Below are 19067 nucleotides of genomic sequence, written 5' to 3'. Positions count from 1 at the left end.
AGTCGCTCAGAGTGCAAGAAAGGGACATTGATCCCGACGGGACGGGCGAAAAACTACCTACCGCTGCGGTGCCTGGGTGGGCACGATCGGCGACGGCAGTGCCGTTGCTCCCTGCAGGAAGGTGTCGACGGCGGCCGCGCAGGAGCGGCCCTCGGCGATGGCCCACACGATGAGCGACTGACCGCGGCCCATGTCTCCGGCGACGAAGACGCCGGGCACGTTGGTAACCCACTCGTTGGTGCGTTCGACGTTTCCGCGCTGGTTGAAGTCGACGCCCAGGTCGGTCAGCAGACCGCCCTTGTCGGGTCCGACGAAGCCCATGGCGAGGAGCACGAGATCGGCTTCGAGGGTGAACTCGCTGCCTTCGATCTTCTCGAACTTGCCGGCCTTGAATTCGACCTCGCAGGCTTCGAGTGCGGTGACCTTGCCGTTCTCACCGACGAAACGCTCGGTGTTGACGGAGAAGACGCGCTCGCCGCCTTCCTCGTGTGCGGACGCGACGCGGTACATCAGCGGGTACGTCGGCCATGGGGTGGAGGTGGCGCGCTCCTCGGGCGGACGCGCCATGATCTCGAACTGGTGGACGCTTGCCGCGCCCTGACGGTGCGAGGTGCCCAAGCAGTCGGCCCCGGTGTCGCCGCCGCCGATGATGACGACCTTCTTGCCCTCGGCACTGACCGGCGGCTGCTCGAAGTCGCCCTGCTGGACGCGGTTGGCGTGCGGCAGGAACTCCATGGCCTGGTAGATGCCGTCGAGTTCGCGGCCCTCGATGGGCAGGTCGCGCCAGGCGGTGGCACCGCCGGAGAGGACGACGGCGTCGAACTGCTCACGCAGTTCGTCGGCCGAGATGTCAACGCCCACATCGACACCCGTGCGGAAGACGGTGCCCTCGGCCTCCATCTGCGCGAGCCGACGATCGATGTGGCGCTTCTCCATCTTGAACTCGGGAATGCCGTAGCGCAGCAATCCGCCGATGCGATCGGCACGCTCGAATACGGTGACGGTGTGGCCGGCGCGGGTGAGCTGCTGCGCAGCAGCAAGTCCCGCCGGTCCGGAGCCGACGACGGCGACGGTCTTGCCGGTCAGGTGCGTCGGGTAGACCGGCGTGACCCAGCCTTCCTCGAAGGCCTTGTCGATGATCTCGACCTCGACCTGCTTGATGGTCACCGGATCCTGGTTGATGCCCAGGACACACGCCGCCTCACACGGAGCGGGGCACAACCGTCCGGTGAATTCCGGAAAGTTGTTGGTGGCGTGCAGGCGATCGATGCTGTCGCGCCAGCGATCCTTGAACACCAGGTCGTTCCACTCGGGAATCAGGTTCCCGAGGGGACAACCGTTGTGGCAGAACGGAATGCCACAGTCCATGCATCGGCTGGCCTGGGTGCGCAGAGTGTCCTTCGAGAAGTCCTCGTAGACCTCTTTCCAGTCCATCAGGCGCAGATCGACGGGCCGCCGCTTGGGTACTTCGCGAACCGTGTTCTTCAAAAATCCCTGTGGGTCACCCACGAGCTGCCTCCATGATCGCTTCGTCCACGTCCGCGCCGTTCTTCTCGGCTTCGGAGATGGCCAGCAGTACCTTCTTGTAGTCGCGAGGCATGACCTTCACGAAATGGTTCACCTGCTGTGACCAATCCGCGAGGATCCGCTCGGCCACCTCGGAGCCGGTCTGCTCCTGGTGACGAGTGACGATGTCCTTCAACCAGGTGAATTCGTCGCCCTCGAGCTCGTCGATGTCGACCAGCTCGGTGTTGAGGTTGGCCTCGAACGTCTTGTTCGGATCGAAGATGAACGCGACGCCGCCGGACATGCCGGCACCGAAGTTTCGTCCCGTCGTGCCGAGGATGACGACCTTGCCGCCGGTCATGTACTCGCAGCCGTGATCGCCGACGCCTTCGACGACAGCAACGGCACCGGAGTTACGAACCGCGAACCGCTCGCCGACGACGCCGCGGATCAGGGCTTCACCGCTGGTGGCACCGAACAGGAACACGTTGCCGCCGATGATGTTGTCCTCGGCCACGAAGCCCTTCGGAGCGTTCAGCGACGGTCGCAGCACGAGATGTCCACCGGACAGGCCCTTGCCGACGAAGTCGTTGGCGTCTCCGTTGAGGCGCAACGTCATACCGGAGGGCACGAACGCACCGAAACTGTTGCCGGCCGAGCCGGTGAACGTGATCTCGATGGTGTCGTCCGGGAGGCCGACGCCGCCGTAGGCCTTGGTCACCTCGTGTCCGAGCATCGTGCCGACGGTGCGGTTGACGTTGGTGATCTTGGACTCGAACGCGACCTTCTCGCCCTTGTCCAACGCATTGCGGCTGGCCGAAATCAGCTGCTGATCGAGGGCCTTGTCGAGACCGTGATCCTGAACGCCTGTGTTGTACAGGTTCTGGTTCATGAACGCCGATTCGACCTCTTCGAGGATCGGCGACAGATCGAGCTTCGACGCCTTCCAGTGCTCCTTGGCCGCGGTCGTGTCGAGCAGACCGACCTGGCCGACGGCTTCGTCGAGCGTGCGGAAGCCGAGCTCGGCCATGAGCTCACGTACCTCTTCGGCGATGAACATGAAGAAGTTCTCGACGAACTCGGGCTTGCCCGCAAAACGCTTGCGCAGCAACGGGTTCTGTGTCGCAACACCGACGGGGCAGGTATCGAGGTGGCAGACGCGCATCATGATGCAGCCCGACACGACGAGCGGAGCGGTGGCGAAACCGAACTCCTCGCCGCCGAGCAGAGCAGCGACCATGACGTCGCGGCCGGTCTTGAGCTGGCCGTCCACCTGCACGACGATGCGATCGCGAAGACCGTTGAGCAGCAACGTCTGCTGGGTCTCGGCCAAGCCGAGCTCCCACGGTCCACCTGCGTGCTTGACCGACGTCAGCGGCGTCGCGCCGGTGCCGCCGTCGTGGCCCGAGATGAGCACCACGTCCGCGTGCGCCTTGGACACACCCGCCGCAACGGTGCCGACTCCGACCTCGGAGACCAGCTTGACGTGAATACGAGCCGACGGGTTCGCGTTCTTCAGGTCGTGGATCAGCTGCGCCAGATCCTCGATCGAGTAGATGTCGTGGTGCGGCGGCGGCGAGATCAGACCGACACCCGGCGTGGAGTGCCGAACCTCGGCGACCCACGGGTACACCTTGTGAGCCGGAAGCTGGCCGCCCTCACCGGGCTTGGCTCCCTGCGCCATCTTGATCTGGATGTCGGTGCAGTTCGTCAAGTAGTGCGAGGTGACGCCGAAACGTCCCGACGCGACCTGCTTGATGGCACTACGTCGCCAATCGCCGTTCTCGTCCGGCTCGAAGCGCGAGACGTCCTCGCCGCCCTCACCGGAATTCGAGCGTCCGCCGAGACGGTTCATCGCGATGGCGAGGGTCTCGTGTGCCTCGGCCGAGATGGAGCCGTAGCTCATCGCGCCCGTGGAGAAACGCTTGACGATCTCGCTTGCCGGCTCGACCTCGTCGATCGAAATAGCCTGTCGCTCTTCGGTCTTGAAGCGGAACAGACCGCGCAGCGACGCGAGCCGCTCGGACTGGTCGTCGACCATCTTCGTGTATTCCTTGAAGATGTCGTACTGACCGGTGCGGGTGGAGTGCTGCAGCTTGAAGACGGTGTCGGGGTTGAAGAGGTGGTACTCCCCTTCCCGACGCCACTGGTACTCGCCGCCCGTCTCGAGCTCACGGTGTGCGCGTTCCTGACGGTTGTCGAGGTACGCGACGCCATGTCGCGCTGCGACGTCGTCGGCGACCTGATCGAGATCGATACCGCCGAGATGGCTGTTTAGCCCGGTGAAGTACTCGTCGACCAGTTCCTGCGACAGGCCGATGACCTGGAACAGCTGGGCTCCGGTGTACGACGCGAGGGTCGAGATGCCCATCTTGGACATCACCTTCAGCACGCCCTTGCCTGCGGCCTTGATGTAGTTGCCGACGGCCTTGTCGAAGTCGATGCCGGTGAGGGCACCGCGCTCGATCATGTCCTCGATCGACTCGAAAGCCATGTACGGATTGACCGCTGCCGCACCGAATCCGATGAGCAGAGCCATGTGGTGCACCTCGCGGGCGTCACCGGCTTCGATGATCAGACCGACCTTGGTGCGCGTCTTCTCACGAACGAGATGGTGGTGCACTGCCGAGGTGAGGAGCAACGACGGAATCGGAGCGAGCTTCTCACTGGACTCTCGGTCGGAGAGCACGATGATCCGCGCCCCGCCCGAGATGGCAGCGGAAACCTGAGCGCGGATGGCCTCCAACGCCTTTCGGAGACCTTCACCGCCCTCGGCAACCGGGTACAGGCCACGCACGACCACCGAGCGCAGCTCTTCCTGCGTGCCCTCGTCGTTGATGTGGACGAGCTTGGCGAGGTCGTCGTTGTGCAGGATCGGCTGGGGCAGCACGATTTGCTTGCAGCCATCGGCACCCGGGTTGAGCAGATCGCCCTCGGGACCGATGGTGCCGCCGAGGCTGGTGACGATCTCTTCACGGATCGCGTCGAGCGGCGGGTTGGTGACCTGGGCGAACAGCTGCGAGAAGTAGTCGAACAACATCCGCGGACGTGCCGACAGCACGGCGATCGGGGTATCGGTACCCATCGAACCGATGGCCTCGGCACCGGACTTCGCCATCGGCGAGACCAGCACGTTCAGTTCCTCGGTGGTGTATCCGAAGATCTGCTGGCGGATCAGCACGCGATCGTGCGGCATGTGCACGTGCGGCCGCTCGGGCAGATCGTCGATCGACGTCAGGCCCTCGTCGAGCCACTGCTGATACGGGTGCTCGGCGGCGAGTTCGTCCTTGATCTCGTCGTCGGAGACGATGCGGCCCTGCGCGGTGTCCACCAGGAACATCCGGCCCGGCTGCAAGCGAACCTTGCGGACGACCTTGGACGGGTCGATGTCCAGCACGCCGACCTCGGAAGCCATGACGACCAAGCCGTCGTCGGTGACCCACAGGCGGCTGGGGCGAAGACCGTTGCGGTCCAGAACGGCGCCGATGACGGTGCCGTCGGTGAAGCACACCGAGGCCGGTCCGTCCCAGGGCTCCATCAGCGAGGAGTGGTACTTGTAGAACGCCCGACGCGCGGGGTCCATGGATTCGTGCCGCTCCCAGGCCTCGGGAATCATCATCAGCACGGCATGCGGCAGGCTGCGGCCGCCGAGGTGCAGCAGTTCGAGCACCTCGTCGAAACGTGCTGTGTCACTGGCTCCGTGGGTGACGACGGGGAAGATCTTCTCGAGCGCTTCCGAGCCACCGAACACGTCGGAGGTGATGAGGGCCTCGCGGGCGCGCATCCAGTTCTCGTTGCCGGTCGCGGTGTTGATCTCACCGTTGTGTGCAACCCGACGGAACGGGTGGGCCAACGGCCACGACGGGAACGTGTTGGTCGAGAAACGCGAATGCACAAGTCCGAGGGCACTTTCGACGCGCTCGTCCTGCAGGTCGAGGTAGAAGCCCTTGAGCTGGGGCGTGGTCAGCATGCCCTTGTAGACGAACGTCTGCGAGGACAGCGACGGGAAGTACACCGTCTCGCGACCGGGGCCGTCCTTGCCTGCGCCCTCTTCACCCAACTCGTGTTCGACGCGCTTGCGAATGACGAAGGCACGACGCTCGAGTTCGAGGTCGGTGATCGCCGCGTCGGGAGCGGAGAAGAACAACTGACGGAACGTCGGCATCGCGTCGCGAGCCAACGCGCCCAAGGAGGAGTCGTCGGTGGGGACCTCACGCCATCCGAGGACGGTCATGCCTTCGCTCTCGACGATGCGCTCGACACCCTCGCACGCGCGTGCTGCGTCGCTGCGGCCCTGCGGCAGGAATGCGACACCTGTTGCGTAGGCACCGGGTGCGGGGAGCTCGAAATCTACGACGGCGCGGAAGAACGCGTCCGGTACCTGGATCAGAATGCCCGCACCGTCGCCGGTGTTCGGTTCGGAGCCCGCGGCACCGCGGTGCTCGAGGTTGACCAGTGCGGTGATCGCCTTCTCGACGATGTCGCGACTGCGGCGACCGTGCATGTCCACCACGAATGCGACACCACAGGAGTCGTGTTCGTTGACGGGATCGTAGAGGCCTTGCGGGCCCGGAGTGTGCTTCATACCTAGCCTTCGGATAAGTCCAGCCTTGAAACTCGTCGGCGACGGTGTGGTGTAACCGGCTGCTCGAACGGCCTGCGGTGCGTCCTCGCCGTTGAAGCAGCACCTGTCGATCTTCCACGCTTTCCTCTGCACGGGCGGGTGGGCTCGTGGTAGAAAAGTGAAGGACTCGACGGATCAGGCCGTGGTGAGGCCGATCCAATTACGAACGATAAGTCAGTACCAGGGTGCTCTCGCAAATAAGGTAAGCCTACTTCGGGCTCTCACCTGCGATTTTCCACCGAATCGACGGGGTCCGGAATCCGGCTCTGCATCGACACGTCGACATCGTTGTCGAACTACACGAATGTAAGGCATCACCCGCGCTCACACGCCGGGGTTCGAAGAAACTACTGGCCGCAGCGATCGAGATCAGCTGCGGCCAGTGTGGTGGGCGGAGGGGGACTTGAACCCCCACGTCCCGAAGGACACTGGCACCTGAAGCCAGCGCGTCTGCCATTCCGCCACCCGCCCGGGTGACGGCGAGAACACTAACACGCACCCCGCCGTGCTCGAAAATCGCCGCCTCGAGCGGCCCCGAGCAACCGGCGGCACAGCGTTGCTGTCGGCCGCACCGTATATCATGCTTGCAGCGCGACTTCGTGATGACACGCGGCCGTCGCACCGTTGTAGGCAACAGGCACCACAGGGTGGAAGAACACAGTGAGAGGAGGGGTCACGATGGGCATCGTTCAGCGTTTCGAACGCAAGCTGCAGAGCGCTGTCGGCGACGTCTTCGCCCGCGTGTTCGGCGGCGGCGTCGTACCGGCCGAAGTCGAGGCGGCGCTGCAACAGGAGGCGTCCGATCTCGTTCGCCCCTTGGACGGCGGTCATTACCTGGCACCCAACAACTACGTGATCACGATCAACAGCTCGGATCACGAGGAACTTGCCGGTGATCGCGAGCTCACGGTCAAGGCTTTCTCGCGTCACCTGGACGATTACATCCGTGATCAGGGGTGGCAGACCTACGGTGACGTGGTGGTTCGCTTCGAACCGTCGCCCACCCTTCACACCGGACAGTTCCGGGCCAGTGGCTCGGTCGATCCCGATGTGGGACGATCGGCGATTGCTGCGCAGAACAGCTCTGTTCAGCAGAACGCGTCGGCACAGCCAGCCCGTCCCGTCCCTTCAGCCACGCAGCGACCGACTGCCCCACCGATGTCGATACCAGGAGCCGGCCACATGACGCAGAACCCAGGCTACGACCCGCAGCGCGACCCCGCGGACGGACATCGTCCGGATCCGCGCGCGCGCAACGGATACGCCGGTGGCCAGGATCCCCGCTACGCGGCGCGTGAGCAGAACGGATACGACGCGCAGGGTTACGCGCCCGCCGATCGAGATCAGCGCTACGACCAGCAGCCGTACAACGCCCAGGGCTACGAGAACCAGGGCTACGACGAGCAGCCGTACGCCCAGCACGGCCAGGCCTACAGCGCCGCCGGCGGCCAGGAGCAGGGATACGACCAGGCCTACGGAGCACCCAACGGTCAGGAGCAGGGTTACGACGCCCAGGGCTACGACCGAGCGGGCTACAACGCCCAGGGTTACGACGCTCAGGGCTACAACGCCCAGGGTTACGACGCTCAGGGCTACAACGGTGCCGGTTACGACTACAACGGTGGCGAGCAGGGCGGTGCCTACAGCGAGGCTCCCTATCAGGAGCAGGCGTACGGCGAGCCCGCCGGCCGCTATGCCGAGCCGCAGGGTGCCGGTTACCCACAGCAGGGCTACCAGCAGCCCGCCTACGACTACCCGCCTGCCCAAGCGCCCTACGGCCGCGGCTACCCCCAGGGTGCCGGTGATCGCGGGGACGGCTACGGCTACGACCAGCCGGCTTCCTACGCAGGTCAGCCCCAGGCGCTCGCCGCGACCCTTCAGCTCGAGGACGGCAGCGGCCGCTACTTCCAGCTCCGGGACGGACAGAACATCATCGGGCGCGGCCAGGACGCCCAGTTCCGCCTCCCCGACACCGGAGTGTCACGCCGACACATCGAGATTCGCTGGGACGGCCGAGTGGCCATGCTGTCCGATCTGGGATCCACCAACGGAACCACCGTCAACGGTGCACCCGTCCAGGATTGGCAACTGGCCGACGGCGACGTGATCCGCGCCGGTCACTCCGAGATTCTGGTCCGGATCGTCTGATCACCGGAGTGGCCCGGCCGACCGAGATGTTCGTCTCCTCGACTCGCAGGTTCGCCCACCCGTATGTCGTCCACACGAGCGACTGCACCCTATGATGCTGCGAGACAACCATGTCTGTCGCGCCGCCGCGTCGGATTGTGGGGGATGCAGGTCCGATCGCGAAGGAGGAGGTGAATCGTCGTGCAGGGATTGATTCTGCAACTGACCAGGGCAGGTTTTCTGCTTCTGTTGTGGTTCTTCGTCTGGGCCGTTCTTCGGACGCTGCGCAGTGACATCTATGCCGCAGCCGGTATGCGTGTGCCCGCCCGCTACTCCGGTGGCTCGAAGGTGCTCCCGTCGTTCAACAAGCAGAAGGTGGCGAAGTACCTCGTGGTGACCCAGGGCGGCCTCGCCGGCACGCGCATCTCGCTCGGCACTCAGCCGGTTCTGATCGGACGCGCAGACGATTCGACTCTCGTTCTGACAGACGACTATTCGTCCACCAGGCACGCTCGCCTCTCGCCTCGCGGCGGAGATTGGTACGTCGAAGACTTGGGCTCGACCAACGGCACCTACCTCGATCGAGCCAAGGTCACCACCGCTGTACGCGTTCCACTGGGAACTCCGGTTCGCGTCGGCAAGACCGTGATCGAGTTGCGCCCGTGACCCTTGTTCTCCGCTACGCCGCCCGCAGCGATCGCGGTCTCGTTCGCTCCAACAACGAGGACTCCGTCTACGCAGGTGCGCGACTGTTGGCTCTGGCCGACGGCATGGGCGGTCACGCCGCAGGCGAAGTGGCCTCGCAGTTGATGATCGCCGCGCTGGCGCACCTCGACGACGACGAACCGGGCGAGGATCTGCTCGGCAAACTCGAAGCCGCCACCCGCGAGGGCAACGCCTCCATCGCCGACCAGGTGGAAGACGAGCCCGAACTCGACGGCATGGGAACCACGCTGACCGCAATCCTGTTCGCGGGCAAGCGAATGGGTCTGGTGCACATCGGTGACTCGCGTGCCTACATGCTGCGCGACGGCTCGCTCACTCAGATCACCCGCGACGATACGTTCGTCCAGTCACTGGTCGACGAAGGCCGCATCACCGCCGAACAGGCGCACACGCACCCGCAACGCTCACTGATCATGAGGGCGCTGACCGGTAACGAGATCGAGCCGACGCTCACCGTCCGCGAGGTCCGTGCCGGCGACCGCTACCTGTTGTGCTCCGACGGTTTGTCGGACGTCGTGAGCGACGAAACCATCGAGAACACCCTCGCCGAGGGCGAGACCGGGCCGTGCGCCGACCGCCTCATCGAACTAGCCCTGCGCAGCGGTGGCCCGGACAACGTCACCGTCGTCGTCGCCGACGTCATCGACCTCGACTACGGCCAGAGCCACCCGATTCTCGGCGGCGCAGCCAGCACCGAGGACGAAGAAGACGCTCCGCCGCCGAACACTGCAGCGGGCCGCGCCGCCGCCATGCGTCCCCCGCGCACGACGCCCAAGCGCGTGACCGCTCCCGTGGTGACACCGGAGAAGAAGTCGCACAAGCTGCGGTGGTCGCTGATCGCGCTGACCCTGATCGTGTTGGCCGGAATCGGTGTAGTGGTTGCCAATTCGGTGATCAAGGGCAATTACTACGTCGGTGCGGACAACAGCAAGGTCACCGTGCTGCGCGGTCTCCCCGGTTCCGTTCTCGGGTACTCGTTGCAGAGCGTGGAATTGATCGGCTGCCTCGACGACAACGGTGGCGTCACATTGACTGCACCCGACGCCGCGCCGGCCGATTGCGTCCCGTTCGAGATCGACGACCTGTTGCCGGCCGCGCGCGAGCAGGTGACCGCAGGACTCCCGTCGGGCTCTCTCGACGACGCCCGCGGTCAGGTGCAACGGTTGGCCTCGGGAGACCTACTGGAGGTCTGCGAGACCGAGCCGGCAGTGACCACCACGGCCGCACCCGCCCCGACGACGCCGATCATCGCGCCCCCCGGAGTGCCGTTGCCTCCGCCCGCGCCGGAGCCCGTTCCGGAAGCTGCCCCGACCACTACCGCCGTGCCGACACCGACCGTCGCGCAGATCCCAGGCCAGAACTGCAGGACCGGTACTCGATGAGTTCCAATCCGTCCGCAGGAGGCTCCTTTCCGAGTCCTCCCGGTGGGTTCGCTCCCGCACCGATCCAGTCGAATCGTCGCAATGTCGAATTGCTGCTGCTCGGTGCCGCGGTCCTGATCACCACCATCTCGTTGATCCTCGTCGAAGCCAGCCAGGAACAGACGATCACCTGGGACCTGGCCAAGTACGCGCTGGCCTACCTCGCACTGGTGACGGTGGCGCACTTGGCCGTACGACGGTTCGCCCCCTATGCGGATCCGCTGCTGCTGCCGATCGTCGCGCTGCTCAACGGTCTCGGCCTGGTGCTGATCCATCGACTGGACCTGGCCGATCAGCAACAGGCGCAGTACCTCGGCAACCCCATTCCCTCGCCCGACGCCAACCAGCAGGTGCTGTGGACGACGCTGGCCATCGCCGGCTTCGTGGCACTGCTGGTGCTGCTGCGCGACTACCGCACCCTGGCTCGCTACGGGTACACCCTCGGCCTGGCCGGCTTGATCCTTCTCGCCATTCCCGCGCTGCTGCCGTCGGCGTTCTCCGAGGTCAACGGATCCAAGATCTGGATTCGGTTGCCCGGCTTCAGTTTGCAGCCCGGTGAATTCGCCAAGATTCTGCTGCTGATCTTCTTCGCGTCACTGCTGGTGTCCAAGCGCGAACTGTTCACCACGGCAGGCAAACACTGGCTCGGCATGGACTTCCCGCGCGCTCGCGATCTCGGGCCCATCATCGTCGTGTGGATCGTCTCGGTCGCGGTGCTCGTGTTCGAGAAGGACCTGGGCACGTCGCTGCTGATCTTCAGCACCGTTCTGGTGATGATCTACATCGCCACCGAACGTGTCGGCTGGATCATCATCGGCAGCGGTCTGCTGATGGTCGGATTCTTCTTCGCCTACCAGGCGTTCAGCCACGTGCGCGTGCGGACACTGACCTGGCTGGACCCGTTCGCGGACTACAACGACACCGGCTACCAGATTTCCCAGTCGCTGTTCGGTCTGGCCACCGGCGGGCTCGCCGGCACCGGCCTCGGCAGCGGTCGCCCGTCGCAGGTTCCGTTCCCCAAGACCGACTTCATCATCGCCACCGTCGGCGAGGAACTCGGCCTCATCGGTTTGGCCGCAGTGCTGATCCTGTATCTGCTGTTCGTCATTCGCGGAATGCGTACTGCGCTCGCCGTCCGAGACAGCTTCGGCAAGTTGCTCGCCGCCGGGCTCTCGTTCACCGTCGCCGTGCAGCTGTTCGTCGTCGTCGGCGGCGTCACCAAACTCATCCCGCTGACCGGTCTGACCACCCCGTACATGTCGTACGGAGGATCCTCGTTGCTGGCGAACTACCTGTTGGTGGCCTTGCTGATCAAGATCTCCGACGCAGCGCGTGAGCCTGCGACCCCCAAGAAGAAGCCCGCTGTGGCCGCCCCGATCGCCGAGGCGCCGACCGAAATGGTGAAGCGCGCATGAACACCCCCCTACGCCGCGTCTCCATCGCCATCATGGTGATGGTGGTCGCCCTGCTCGCCAACGCGACCTACGTTCAGGTCATCAAGGCCGACGACCTGCGCACCGACCCGCGGAACTCCCGCGTTCTGCTCGACGAGTACTCACGTCAGCGCGGTCAGATCTCGGCCGGTGGCCAGGTTCTCGCATCGTCGGTTGCCACCGACGATCGCTACAAGTACCTGCGCACGTACCCGCAGAACTCGATCTCCCCCGCGAGCCCGCAGGCCAACGCCCCGATCACTGGCTTCTATTCGATGCTGTACTCGAGCACCGGTCTCGAACGCGCCGAGGACCCGGTACTCAACGGATCCGACGACCGGTTGTTCGGCGGACGCCTGTTCGACCTCATCTCCGGCCGGGATCCCCGCGGCGGCAACGTCGTCACCACCATCGACCCGGTCGTCCAACAGGTGGCGTACGACCAGCTGACCGCCAAGGGATACACCGGCTCCGTCGTGGCCCTCGACCCCGCCACCGGCAACATTCTCGCCATGGCCAGCACGCCGAGCTACGACCCCAACCTGCTGGCCAGCCACGACGGCAGCACCACGTCGACCGCCTGGGAGAACCTGAGCGACGATCCGGGCAAGCCGCTGGTGAACCGCGCGATCTCGCAGACCTACCCACCGGGATCGACGTTCAAGGTGATCACGACCGCCGCTGCGCTCCAAGCAGGCGCCACCCCGGACGATCAACTCACGGCCGCGTCGAACATCACCCTTCCGGGAACGTCGACGACGCTCGAGAACTACAACGGTTCGACGTGCGGAGGCGGTCAGACCGCCTCGCTACGTGAGGCGTTCGCACGGTCGTGCAACACCGCCTTCGTCGAACTCGGCATCGACACCGGCGCCGACAAGATGCGCGAGACCGCCGCCAAGTTCGGTATCGGAGAGGACACCAGCATCCCGCTCACCGTTGCCGACAGCACCATCGGATCCATCGACGACGACGCGGCTCTCGGCCAGTCCAGCATCGGTCAGCGCGACGTGGCGCTCACCCCGCTGCAGGACGCCGTCATCGCCGCGACCGTCGCCAACGGCGGTGTACGGATGGCTCCGAACCTGGTGCAGCAGTTGCAATCTCCCGACCTGTCGGACCTGTCCAGCTACCAACCCCAATCGATGGGTGAGGCGATCAGCTCCGACACGGCCGCGACCCTGACCGATCTGATGATCGGTTCCGAGAACAACACCAGCGGGGAAGGCAAGATCCCCGGGGTGCAGATCGCGTCGAAAACCGGTACCGCAGAACATGGTTCGGATCCTCGCAACACCCCGCCCCATGCGTGGTACATCGGTTTCGCGCCGGCGAAGGACCCCAAGGTCGCCATCGCCGTCATCGTCGAGGACGGCGGAGATCGAGCCCTCGCCGCCACCGGCGGTTCGGTCGCAGCACCCATCGGCCGCGCCGTCATCGCCGCCGCATTGCAGGGGAGGTGAGCATCGGTGCCACTGAGTAACGGAGCCGTCATCGCGCAGCGCTACAGACTGCTGCGCCTCATCGCCACCGGCGGCATGGGACAGGTCTGGGAGGCGATGGACAATCGCCTCGACCGCCGTGTCGCCGTGAAGGTACTCAAAGCCGAGTTCTCCGAGGATCCGGAGTTCTTGCAGCGCTTCAGGTTCGAGGCCCGTACCACCGCTCAGCTGAACTACCCCGGAATCGCCGGGGTGTACGACTACGGCGAGACCCGCGACGGTGCAGGCGAATCGCTCGCCTACCTGGTGATGGAACTGGTCAACGGCGAACCCCTCAACGCAGTGCTGGGTCGCATGTCGCGCCTGCCGCTCGGCCATGCCCTCGACATGCTCGAACAAACCGGGCGCTCACTGCAGATCGCGCACACCGCAGGGGTCGTCCACCGCGACGTCAAGCCCGGCAACATCCTGATCACCCCCACCGGGCAGGTCAAGATCACCGACTTCGGCATCGCCAAGGCCGTCGACGCCTCCCCGGTCACCAAGACCGGAATGGTCATGGGCACCGCCCAGTACATCGCTCCCGAGCAAGCCCTCGGCGAAGAGGCGACCTCGGCATCCGACGTCTACTCACTCGGCGTCGTCGGATACGAAGTACTCGCGGGCACACGGCCTTTCGTGGGCGACGGCGCCTTGACCGTCGCCATGAAACACGTCCGCGAAGCACCGGCACCCATGCCGGTCGACCTACCCTCTGCCGTCCGTGAGCTCATCGAGATCACGATGGTCAAGGATCCGGCCGCCCGGTACGCCAACGGCGGTGAATTCGCCGACGCCGTCGCCGCAGTTCGCGCCGGCCGTCGGCCGCCTGCACCCGGCAACTCGCGCGGTACCGGAACCGGGAGAGTCATGATGCCCGGGGTCGTGCCCAGCCCGCAGCCGCCTCCGCCGTCGAGCACCCAGATGATGCCGACCTCGCAACGGGATTACCGGGGCCCGGCTACCGGCACTGCAGCTGCAGCGGTTCCCGAGCAGACCGGCATGTCCTCGGCACAGAAGGCGTTGGCCTGGGGCGGCGGCGCGCTGCTGCTGTTGGCCATCCTGATCGGCGGTTACGTACTGCTGACCGGTGGCAGGGACGACTCGCCGACACCGTTCGTGCAGCCCACGACCACCACGCAGCCGACGACCACGACCACAACGACCACCGAGCCGACGACCACCACCGAAGAAACCACGACCACCGAAGAAACGACCACCACCACCACGACGACCACCACCACCTCGGAGGAGCCGACGACCACCGAAGAGAGCACGACGACCTCGGCGCAGCCCACCCAGACGACGACTCGCAGGCCGCTGATCGAGATTCCGTTCCCGCAAGCACCACAAGGACAACGATGACGACTCCCCGTACGCTCTCCTCTCGCTACGAGCTGGGCGAGATACTCGGTTTCGGCGGTATGTCCGAGGTTCACCTCGCTCGGGACACCCGACTCGATCGTGACGTCGCCATCAAGGTTCTGCGCGCCGACCTCGCTCGCGACCCCACGTTCTATCTCAGGTTCCGACGTGAGGCACAGAACGCTGCTGCGCTCAATCACCCCGCCATCGTCGCCGTCTACGACACCGGTGAAGCGGAGACCGAAGCCGGTCCGCTCCCGTTCATCGTCATGGAATACGTCGACGGCGACACCCTGCGCGACATCGTGCGCGCCGAAGGACCCATGGAGCCGCGTCGGGCCATGGAGGTCATCGCCGACGTCTGTGCTGCGCTCGATTTCAGCCACCGCAACGGCATCGTGCACCGCGACGTCAAACCCGCCAACATCATGATCAACAACGCCGGCGCGGTGAAGGTGATGGACTTCGGCATCGCCCGTGCCATCGCCGACTCGTCCTCGCCGATGACTCAGACTGCCGCCGTCATCGGAACCGCGCAGTACCTCTCGCCCGAGCAGGCCCGCGGGGAACAGGTCGATGCGCGTTCGGACGTCTACTCGCTCGGCTGCGTGCTGTTCGAGATCCTGACCGGCGAGCCGCCGTTCAAGGGGGATTCGCCGGTCGCCGTCGCCTACCAGCACGTCCGTGAAGACCCCCAGCTGCCGTCGCTGGTCAACGACACCGTCCCGCGCGAACTCGACTCGATCATCCTCAAGGCAATGGCCAAGAACCCGGCCAATCGCTACCAGAGCGCCGCCGAGATGCGTACCGACCTGGTCCGCGTTCTGGGTGGACAGCGCCCGAGTGCGCCCATGGTGATGAACGACGAGGATCGAACCACCATCCTCGGCTCCGTCGATTCCCGTCAGGCCGATTTCTCCGGCAAGGACAAGCCCGCCGCTACCGCGGCACCTCGGTCGTCACGCCACACGGAGGACTACGACGAACCGAAGAACCGCCGCGGCCTCAAGATCGCGTTGATCTCGGCGGCCGCGATCATCGTCGTCGCTATCGTCGGTGCCTTCCTGTGGTCGCTCGGTCCCGGTGCCGACCCCAAGACCGTCGCCGTGCCCACCGTAGTAGGACTGTCCGCAGACGAGGCACAGCGTCAACTCGAAGAAGCCGGCCTGCGAGTGAGCATCCAGGAGAAGCCCGACGCGGCGATTCCGGAAGGCTCGGCCATCGGCACCAATCCGGCGGCCGGATCACAGACCGAATCGCCGGGGAACATCCAGCTCGACGTGTCCTCGGGACCGCAGCAGGTGCAGGTTCCTCGACTGACCGGCCTCACCCAGCAGCAGGCGTCGGATGCACTGAACGAGGTGGGCCTCCAGCTCGATGCCACCGTCGCCCGTGCTCCGTCGTCACCCGAGAACCTCGACAAGGTCGTCGAGCAGAATCCGTCCTCGGGCGTGAGCATGAACGCGAACTCGCAGGTTCGCATCACCCTGGGCACCGGGCCGGCGCAGGTGCGGATGCCCGACGTCGTGGGGCAACTCGTGAACGTGGCGCAGCCGAACGTCGAGGGAGCCGGACTGCGCGTCCAGGTGCAGAACATCGACTCGGGACAGCCGACGGGTCAGGTCGTCTCCACAGACCCCGTGGGCGGCACCAATGTCACCGAGAACACCGTGGTCACGCTGCGCGTGTCGAACGGCGACAAGATCCCCATGCCCGACCTCGCCGGTCTGACCGAGGCACAGGCGTTGGCCGCGCTGCAGTCGGCCGGCTGGACGGGCACGGCAGCGGAACTGACGGCGACAAGGGAAGCGACGCTGGATCCGTTGATGGTCGGGCGAGTGGTGAATCAGACGCAGCCGGCAGGGTCCGAGATCAGCAAGTCCGACACAGTCACGATCAGCATCGGTGCCCTGGGTATCCCCGGGCGTTAGCGATCAGGCGAAGGCCTCGGCGACCTGCGCCTCCAGGGTTCCCACCAAACCGGAATCGGTGGGCATACCGCACACTGCGAGCCAGTTGGCCAGCATCCGGTGCCCGCCCTCGGTGAGGATGGACTCCGGATGGAACTGCACGCCGTGAATGGGTAGCTCGGTGTGCCTCATGGCCATCACCAGACCGGATTCGGTACGGCCGATGATCTCGAGCTCCGCGGGGATGGTGTCCTCGCGGACGGTCAGCGAGTGATAGCGGGTGGCCGTGAACGGCTCGCCCATCCCCTCCAGGACGCCGACGCCGGTGTGATGGACGAGGCTGGTCTTACCGTGCAGCAACTCCGGGGCCCTCTCGACCGTGGCACCGAACGCGGCTCCGATGGCCTGATGGCCCAGACACACACCGAGCAGCGGGGTTCCGGCCCGCGCGCTCGCCGAAACCAGGTCCATCGTGGCCCCGGCGCGCTGCGGGGTTCCCGGGCCCGGGCTGAGCAGAATGCCGTCGAACTCCGCGGCGACAGCGTCGCGATCGGCGAGTCGCTCGTCGTCGTTGCGCCACACCTCGACCTCGGCGTTCAACTGGCCCAGGTACTGGACGAGGTTGAAGACGAAGCTGTCGTAGTTGTCGACGACGAGAATGCGCATGTCGACAGCGTACTCAGCGCGGCTCCGCGAAACGCATGCGCACCGATTCGGTGTACGCCGGAACCGAGAGGTTCTGATAGGCCGCGACCTCGTAGCGGAGGCCATAGCGCAGCGCATACTGCTCGTACAGCCGCACCCCGGGCTCGTTGTCCAGCGCCGCCCGCAGTCGATCCGGGTCGCCGAGAGCCGTCATCACGTACGGCGGACTGTACGTCCGGCCGCCCAGTAGCAGCGTGTTCCCGATACACCGCGGTGCCGACGACGCCACCAGACGCTGATCCTGCATCGCCATCGCCGACGCACCACCGGCCCACAGGGCGTTGAGGACACTCTGCACGTCGACCTGATGAACCACCAGGTCGTCCGGAGACGCGTCGGACGCATACGACCCGTCGGGACCGCGTGGAGCGTCGGCCATCGTCACCGTCAACCCCGTGCCGGACGCCTCCTCCCGACCCGCCGCGTCCGAGAGGGCGTCGACCCGGGCCAACGCGTCGGCCACCTCGGAGTCGCCCGCCGCCGTACGCTGCTGCAGGAGATCGACCTGCTGCTCCAGCGCATCTCTACTGCGCAGCGCATCGTCGCTGCTTCTCTGGGCCGAATCGACCAGATCGGCGAGCCGTGTCGTATCGCCGCCCCGCAACTCGTTGCCGTCCGAGGCATGCCTCGTGGTTCCGAGCAGCAGACCGACCACAGCGCACACCGCCACAGCGAGCACCCACCATCGGGTCTCGGAGGAATCGGTCGATCGTCGTCTCACAGAGTGCTCGCCACTGTTCGGTAGGTCGGTGCTGCGCTGATCTGAGTTAGCGTGTACTACAAACCGGGTGGATGACCACCACGGCTCTCCGGGAGACAATAACCTGGGGATGCACGCAACCCGATCGATCCACAGGTTGTCACCGTCAGTTGTCCACAGGCACGGCGCACGCCGATGACCGTCAAGAACACGAAGAGGACGCAATGCCGAAGTCGAAGGTACGGAAGAAGAACGACTACACGATCAACCCGGCCAACCGCACGCCGGTAAAGGTCAACGCCGGCCCGTCGCCGGTCTGGTACGTGGTCCTGATGCTCGGATTCATGCTGGTAGGGCTGCTGTGGCTGATCGTGTACTACCTGGCCCAGGAAGACATCTCGTTCATCGGCAACCTCGGTGCGTACAACTTCCTCATCGGATTCGGCTTCATGGTCGTCGGCCTCGTCATGACCATGCGATGGCGCTGAGAGGCGGCCGAGTTACACCCATGTCATTCATCCCCAATGTGGATAAACCCTGTGGATAACTTTTCCGACCATCCACAGGGTGTGTACGAACACCGATGGGCGACGCCGGCCGTAGCCGTCGGCGCGCTGGTGGCAGGCGGTATCGCACTCGCCATCGGTGCCGTCCTCGCCTCCTCGGACGCCGCCGGAACCTTCCTCGTCGGACTCGCCGCCGTCGGAACCTGGGTGATGGCAGCCCTCGCGGCCGCACAACGCCCCCGACTCGCCATCACACCCGACGGCTCCCTGGTGATGAAACGACTCACCGGCACACGTACGTACTCGCGCGCCGACATCGTCCAAATCAAAGTGGTCCGCTACCCGAGACTGGGACGACGAGTGCCGATGCTCGAACTGGACGTCCGCCCACCCGACGAGGACGACGATCGACTCATCATCTTCGGTCGGTGGGACCTGGGAGCCGACCCACGCGACGTGTTCGAGGTACTCGACACCTACGGTCTGGTGCCGCCGAACAACTGACCGCCCACCGTCCCCGACCCCCTCCGGGGTACTCAATGTGACGTTCAGTGGCCTTTTCG

13 protein-coding genes and 1 tRNA gene are annotated in these 19067 nt (G+C 65.4%); 9 read left to right on the top strand and 5 right to left on the bottom strand.

The window, feature by feature from the left end; all coding sequences use genetic code 11:
- Window positions 1-57 precede the first annotated feature (57 nt).
- The 3 genes from RFA01S_RS01365 to RFA01S_RS01355 form a co-directional block, all read right to left on the bottom strand.
- Window positions 58-1509 (bottom strand): glutamate synthase subunit beta, encoded by a 1452-nt coding sequence (locus RFA01S_RS01365; RefSeq protein WP_032367609.1) that lies wholly within the window; start codon window positions 1507-1509, stop codon window positions 58-60.
- Window positions 1502-6091: a glutamate synthase large subunit gene (gltB, locus tag RFA01S_RS01360; protein WP_032385264.1), complete on the bottom strand. Its 4590-nt coding sequence runs from the start codon at window positions 6089-6091 to the stop codon at window positions 1502-1504. The genes RFA01S_RS01365 and gltB overlap by 8 nt, the downstream gene beginning before the upstream one ends.
- 424 nt (window positions 6092-6515) lie before the next feature.
- Window positions 6516-6601 (bottom strand) — tRNA-Leu (locus RFA01S_RS01355).
- 207 nt (window positions 6602-6808) lie between these two features.
- Here RFA01S_RS01355 and RFA01S_RS01350 point away from each other — a divergent pair.
- From RFA01S_RS01350 to pknB, 7 genes are all read left to right on the top strand, one after another.
- Window positions 6809-8278, top strand: a complete 1470-nt coding sequence (locus tag RFA01S_RS01350; protein WP_032407757.1) for an FHA domain-containing protein — start codon at window positions 6809-6811, stop codon at window positions 8276-8278.
- A gap of 180 nt (window positions 8279-8458) precedes the next feature.
- Window positions 8459-8923, top strand: a complete 465-nt coding sequence (locus RFA01S_RS01345) for an FHA domain-containing protein FhaB/FipA (RefSeq protein WP_027494977.1) — start codon at window positions 8459-8461, stop codon at window positions 8921-8923.
- Window positions 8920-10365: a PP2C family protein-serine/threonine phosphatase gene (locus RFA01S_RS01340; RefSeq protein ID WP_032385262.1), complete on the top strand. Its 1446-nt coding sequence runs from the start codon at window positions 8920-8922 to the stop codon at window positions 10363-10365. The genes RFA01S_RS01345 and RFA01S_RS01340 overlap by 4 nt, the downstream gene beginning before the upstream one ends.
- Window positions 10362-11819: an FtsW/RodA/SpoVE family cell cycle protein gene (locus RFA01S_RS01335; protein WP_027494979.1), complete on the top strand. Its 1458-nt coding sequence runs from the start codon at window positions 10362-10364 to the stop codon at window positions 11817-11819. The genes RFA01S_RS01340 and RFA01S_RS01335 overlap by 4 nt, the downstream gene beginning before the upstream one ends.
- A complete protein-coding gene (locus tag RFA01S_RS01330; protein WP_032367613.1) occupies window positions 11816-13300 on the top strand; it encodes a peptidoglycan D,D-transpeptidase FtsI family protein in 1485 nt (494 codons plus the stop codon). The genes RFA01S_RS01335 and RFA01S_RS01330 overlap by 4 nt, the downstream gene beginning before the upstream one ends.
- A gap of 6 nt (window positions 13301-13306) precedes the next feature.
- The gene (locus RFA01S_RS01325) at window positions 13307-14683 is read left to right on the top strand and encodes a serine/threonine-protein kinase (RefSeq protein ID WP_032407756.1); all 1377 of its coding nucleotides are present in this window, start codon (window positions 13307-13309) and stop codon (window positions 14681-14683) included.
- Window positions 14680-16614 carry a Stk1 family PASTA domain-containing Ser/Thr kinase gene (gene pknB / locus RFA01S_RS01320; protein WP_032371410.1) on the top strand — a complete coding sequence of 645 codons (1935 nt, stop codon included), beginning with the start codon at window positions 14680-14682 and terminating at the stop codon, window positions 16612-16614. The genes RFA01S_RS01325 and pknB overlap by 4 nt, the downstream gene beginning before the upstream one ends.
- Window positions 16615-16617: 3 nt before the next feature.
- On the opposite strand, the gene RFA01S_RS01315 is transcribed toward pknB, so the two are convergent.
- Complete coding sequence (locus tag RFA01S_RS01315; protein ID WP_032407755.1) at window positions 16618-17259, bottom strand: aminodeoxychorismate/anthranilate synthase component II; 642 nt, start codon at window positions 17257-17259, stop codon at window positions 16618-16620.
- Window positions 17260-17272: 13 nt separating this feature from the next.
- On the bottom strand, window positions 17273-18019 hold the full coding sequence (locus tag RFA01S_RS01310) for a DUF881 domain-containing protein (protein WP_032367617.1): 747 nt from the start codon (window positions 18017-18019) through the stop codon (window positions 17273-17275).
- A 203-nt stretch (window positions 18020-18222) separates the two neighbouring features.
- On the opposite strand from RFA01S_RS01310, the gene crgA reads away from it, so the two are divergent.
- Both crgA and RFA01S_RS01300 read left to right on the top strand, forming a co-directional pair.
- On the top strand, window positions 18223-18486 hold the full coding sequence (crgA, locus tag RFA01S_RS01305; protein ID WP_027494985.1) for a cell division protein CrgA: 264 nt from the start codon (window positions 18223-18225) through the stop codon (window positions 18484-18486).
- A gap of 36 nt (window positions 18487-18522) precedes the next feature.
- The gene (locus RFA01S_RS01300; protein WP_052060781.1) at window positions 18523-19008 is read left to right on the top strand and encodes a PH domain-containing protein; all 486 of its coding nucleotides are present in this window, start codon (window positions 18523-18525) and stop codon (window positions 19006-19008) included.
- Window positions 19009-19067 lie beyond the last annotated feature (59 nt).

The sequence above is a fragment of the Rhodococcoides fascians NBRC 12155 = LMG 3623 genome (assembly GCF_001894785.1).
GTDB lineage: Bacteria > Actinomycetota > Actinomycetes > Mycobacteriales > Mycobacteriaceae > Rhodococcoides > Rhodococcoides fascians.
Note: the sequence above shows the minus strand (reverse complement) of the source record. Positions and strands in the feature narration are given on the sequence as shown.

What these genes read in the sequence shown, in the direction of transcription:
- RFA01S_RS01315 (WP_032407755.1), bottom strand. Translation starts at nt 17,259, where the DNA reads ATGCGCATTCTCGTCGTCGACAACTACGACAGCTTCGTCTTCAACCTC.
- RFA01S_RS01335 (WP_027494979.1), top strand. Translation starts at nt 10,362, where the DNA reads ATGAGTTCCAATCCGTCCGCAGGAGGCTCCTTTCCGAGTCCTCCCGGT.
- RFA01S_RS01350 (WP_032407757.1), top strand. Translation starts at nt 6,809, where the DNA reads ATGGGCATCGTTCAGCGTTTCGAACGCAAGCTGCAGAGCGCTGTCGGC.
- gltB (WP_032385264.1), bottom strand. Translation starts at nt 6,091, where the DNA reads ATGAAGCACACTCCGGGCCCGCAAGGCCTCTACGATCCCGTCAACGAA.
- pknB (WP_032371410.1), top strand. Translation starts at nt 14,680, where the DNA reads ATGACGACTCCCCGTACGCTCTCCTCTCGCTACGAGCTGGGCGAGATA.
- RFA01S_RS01330 (WP_032367613.1), top strand. Translation starts at nt 11,816, where the DNA reads ATGAACACCCCCCTACGCCGCGTCTCCATCGCCATCATGGTGATGGTG.
- RFA01S_RS01300 (WP_052060781.1), top strand. Translation starts at nt 18,523, where the DNA reads ATGTGGATAAACCCTGTGGATAACTTTTCCGACCATCCACAGGGTGTG.
- crgA (WP_027494985.1), top strand. Translation starts at nt 18,223, where the DNA reads ATGCCGAAGTCGAAGGTACGGAAGAAGAACGACTACACGATCAACCCG.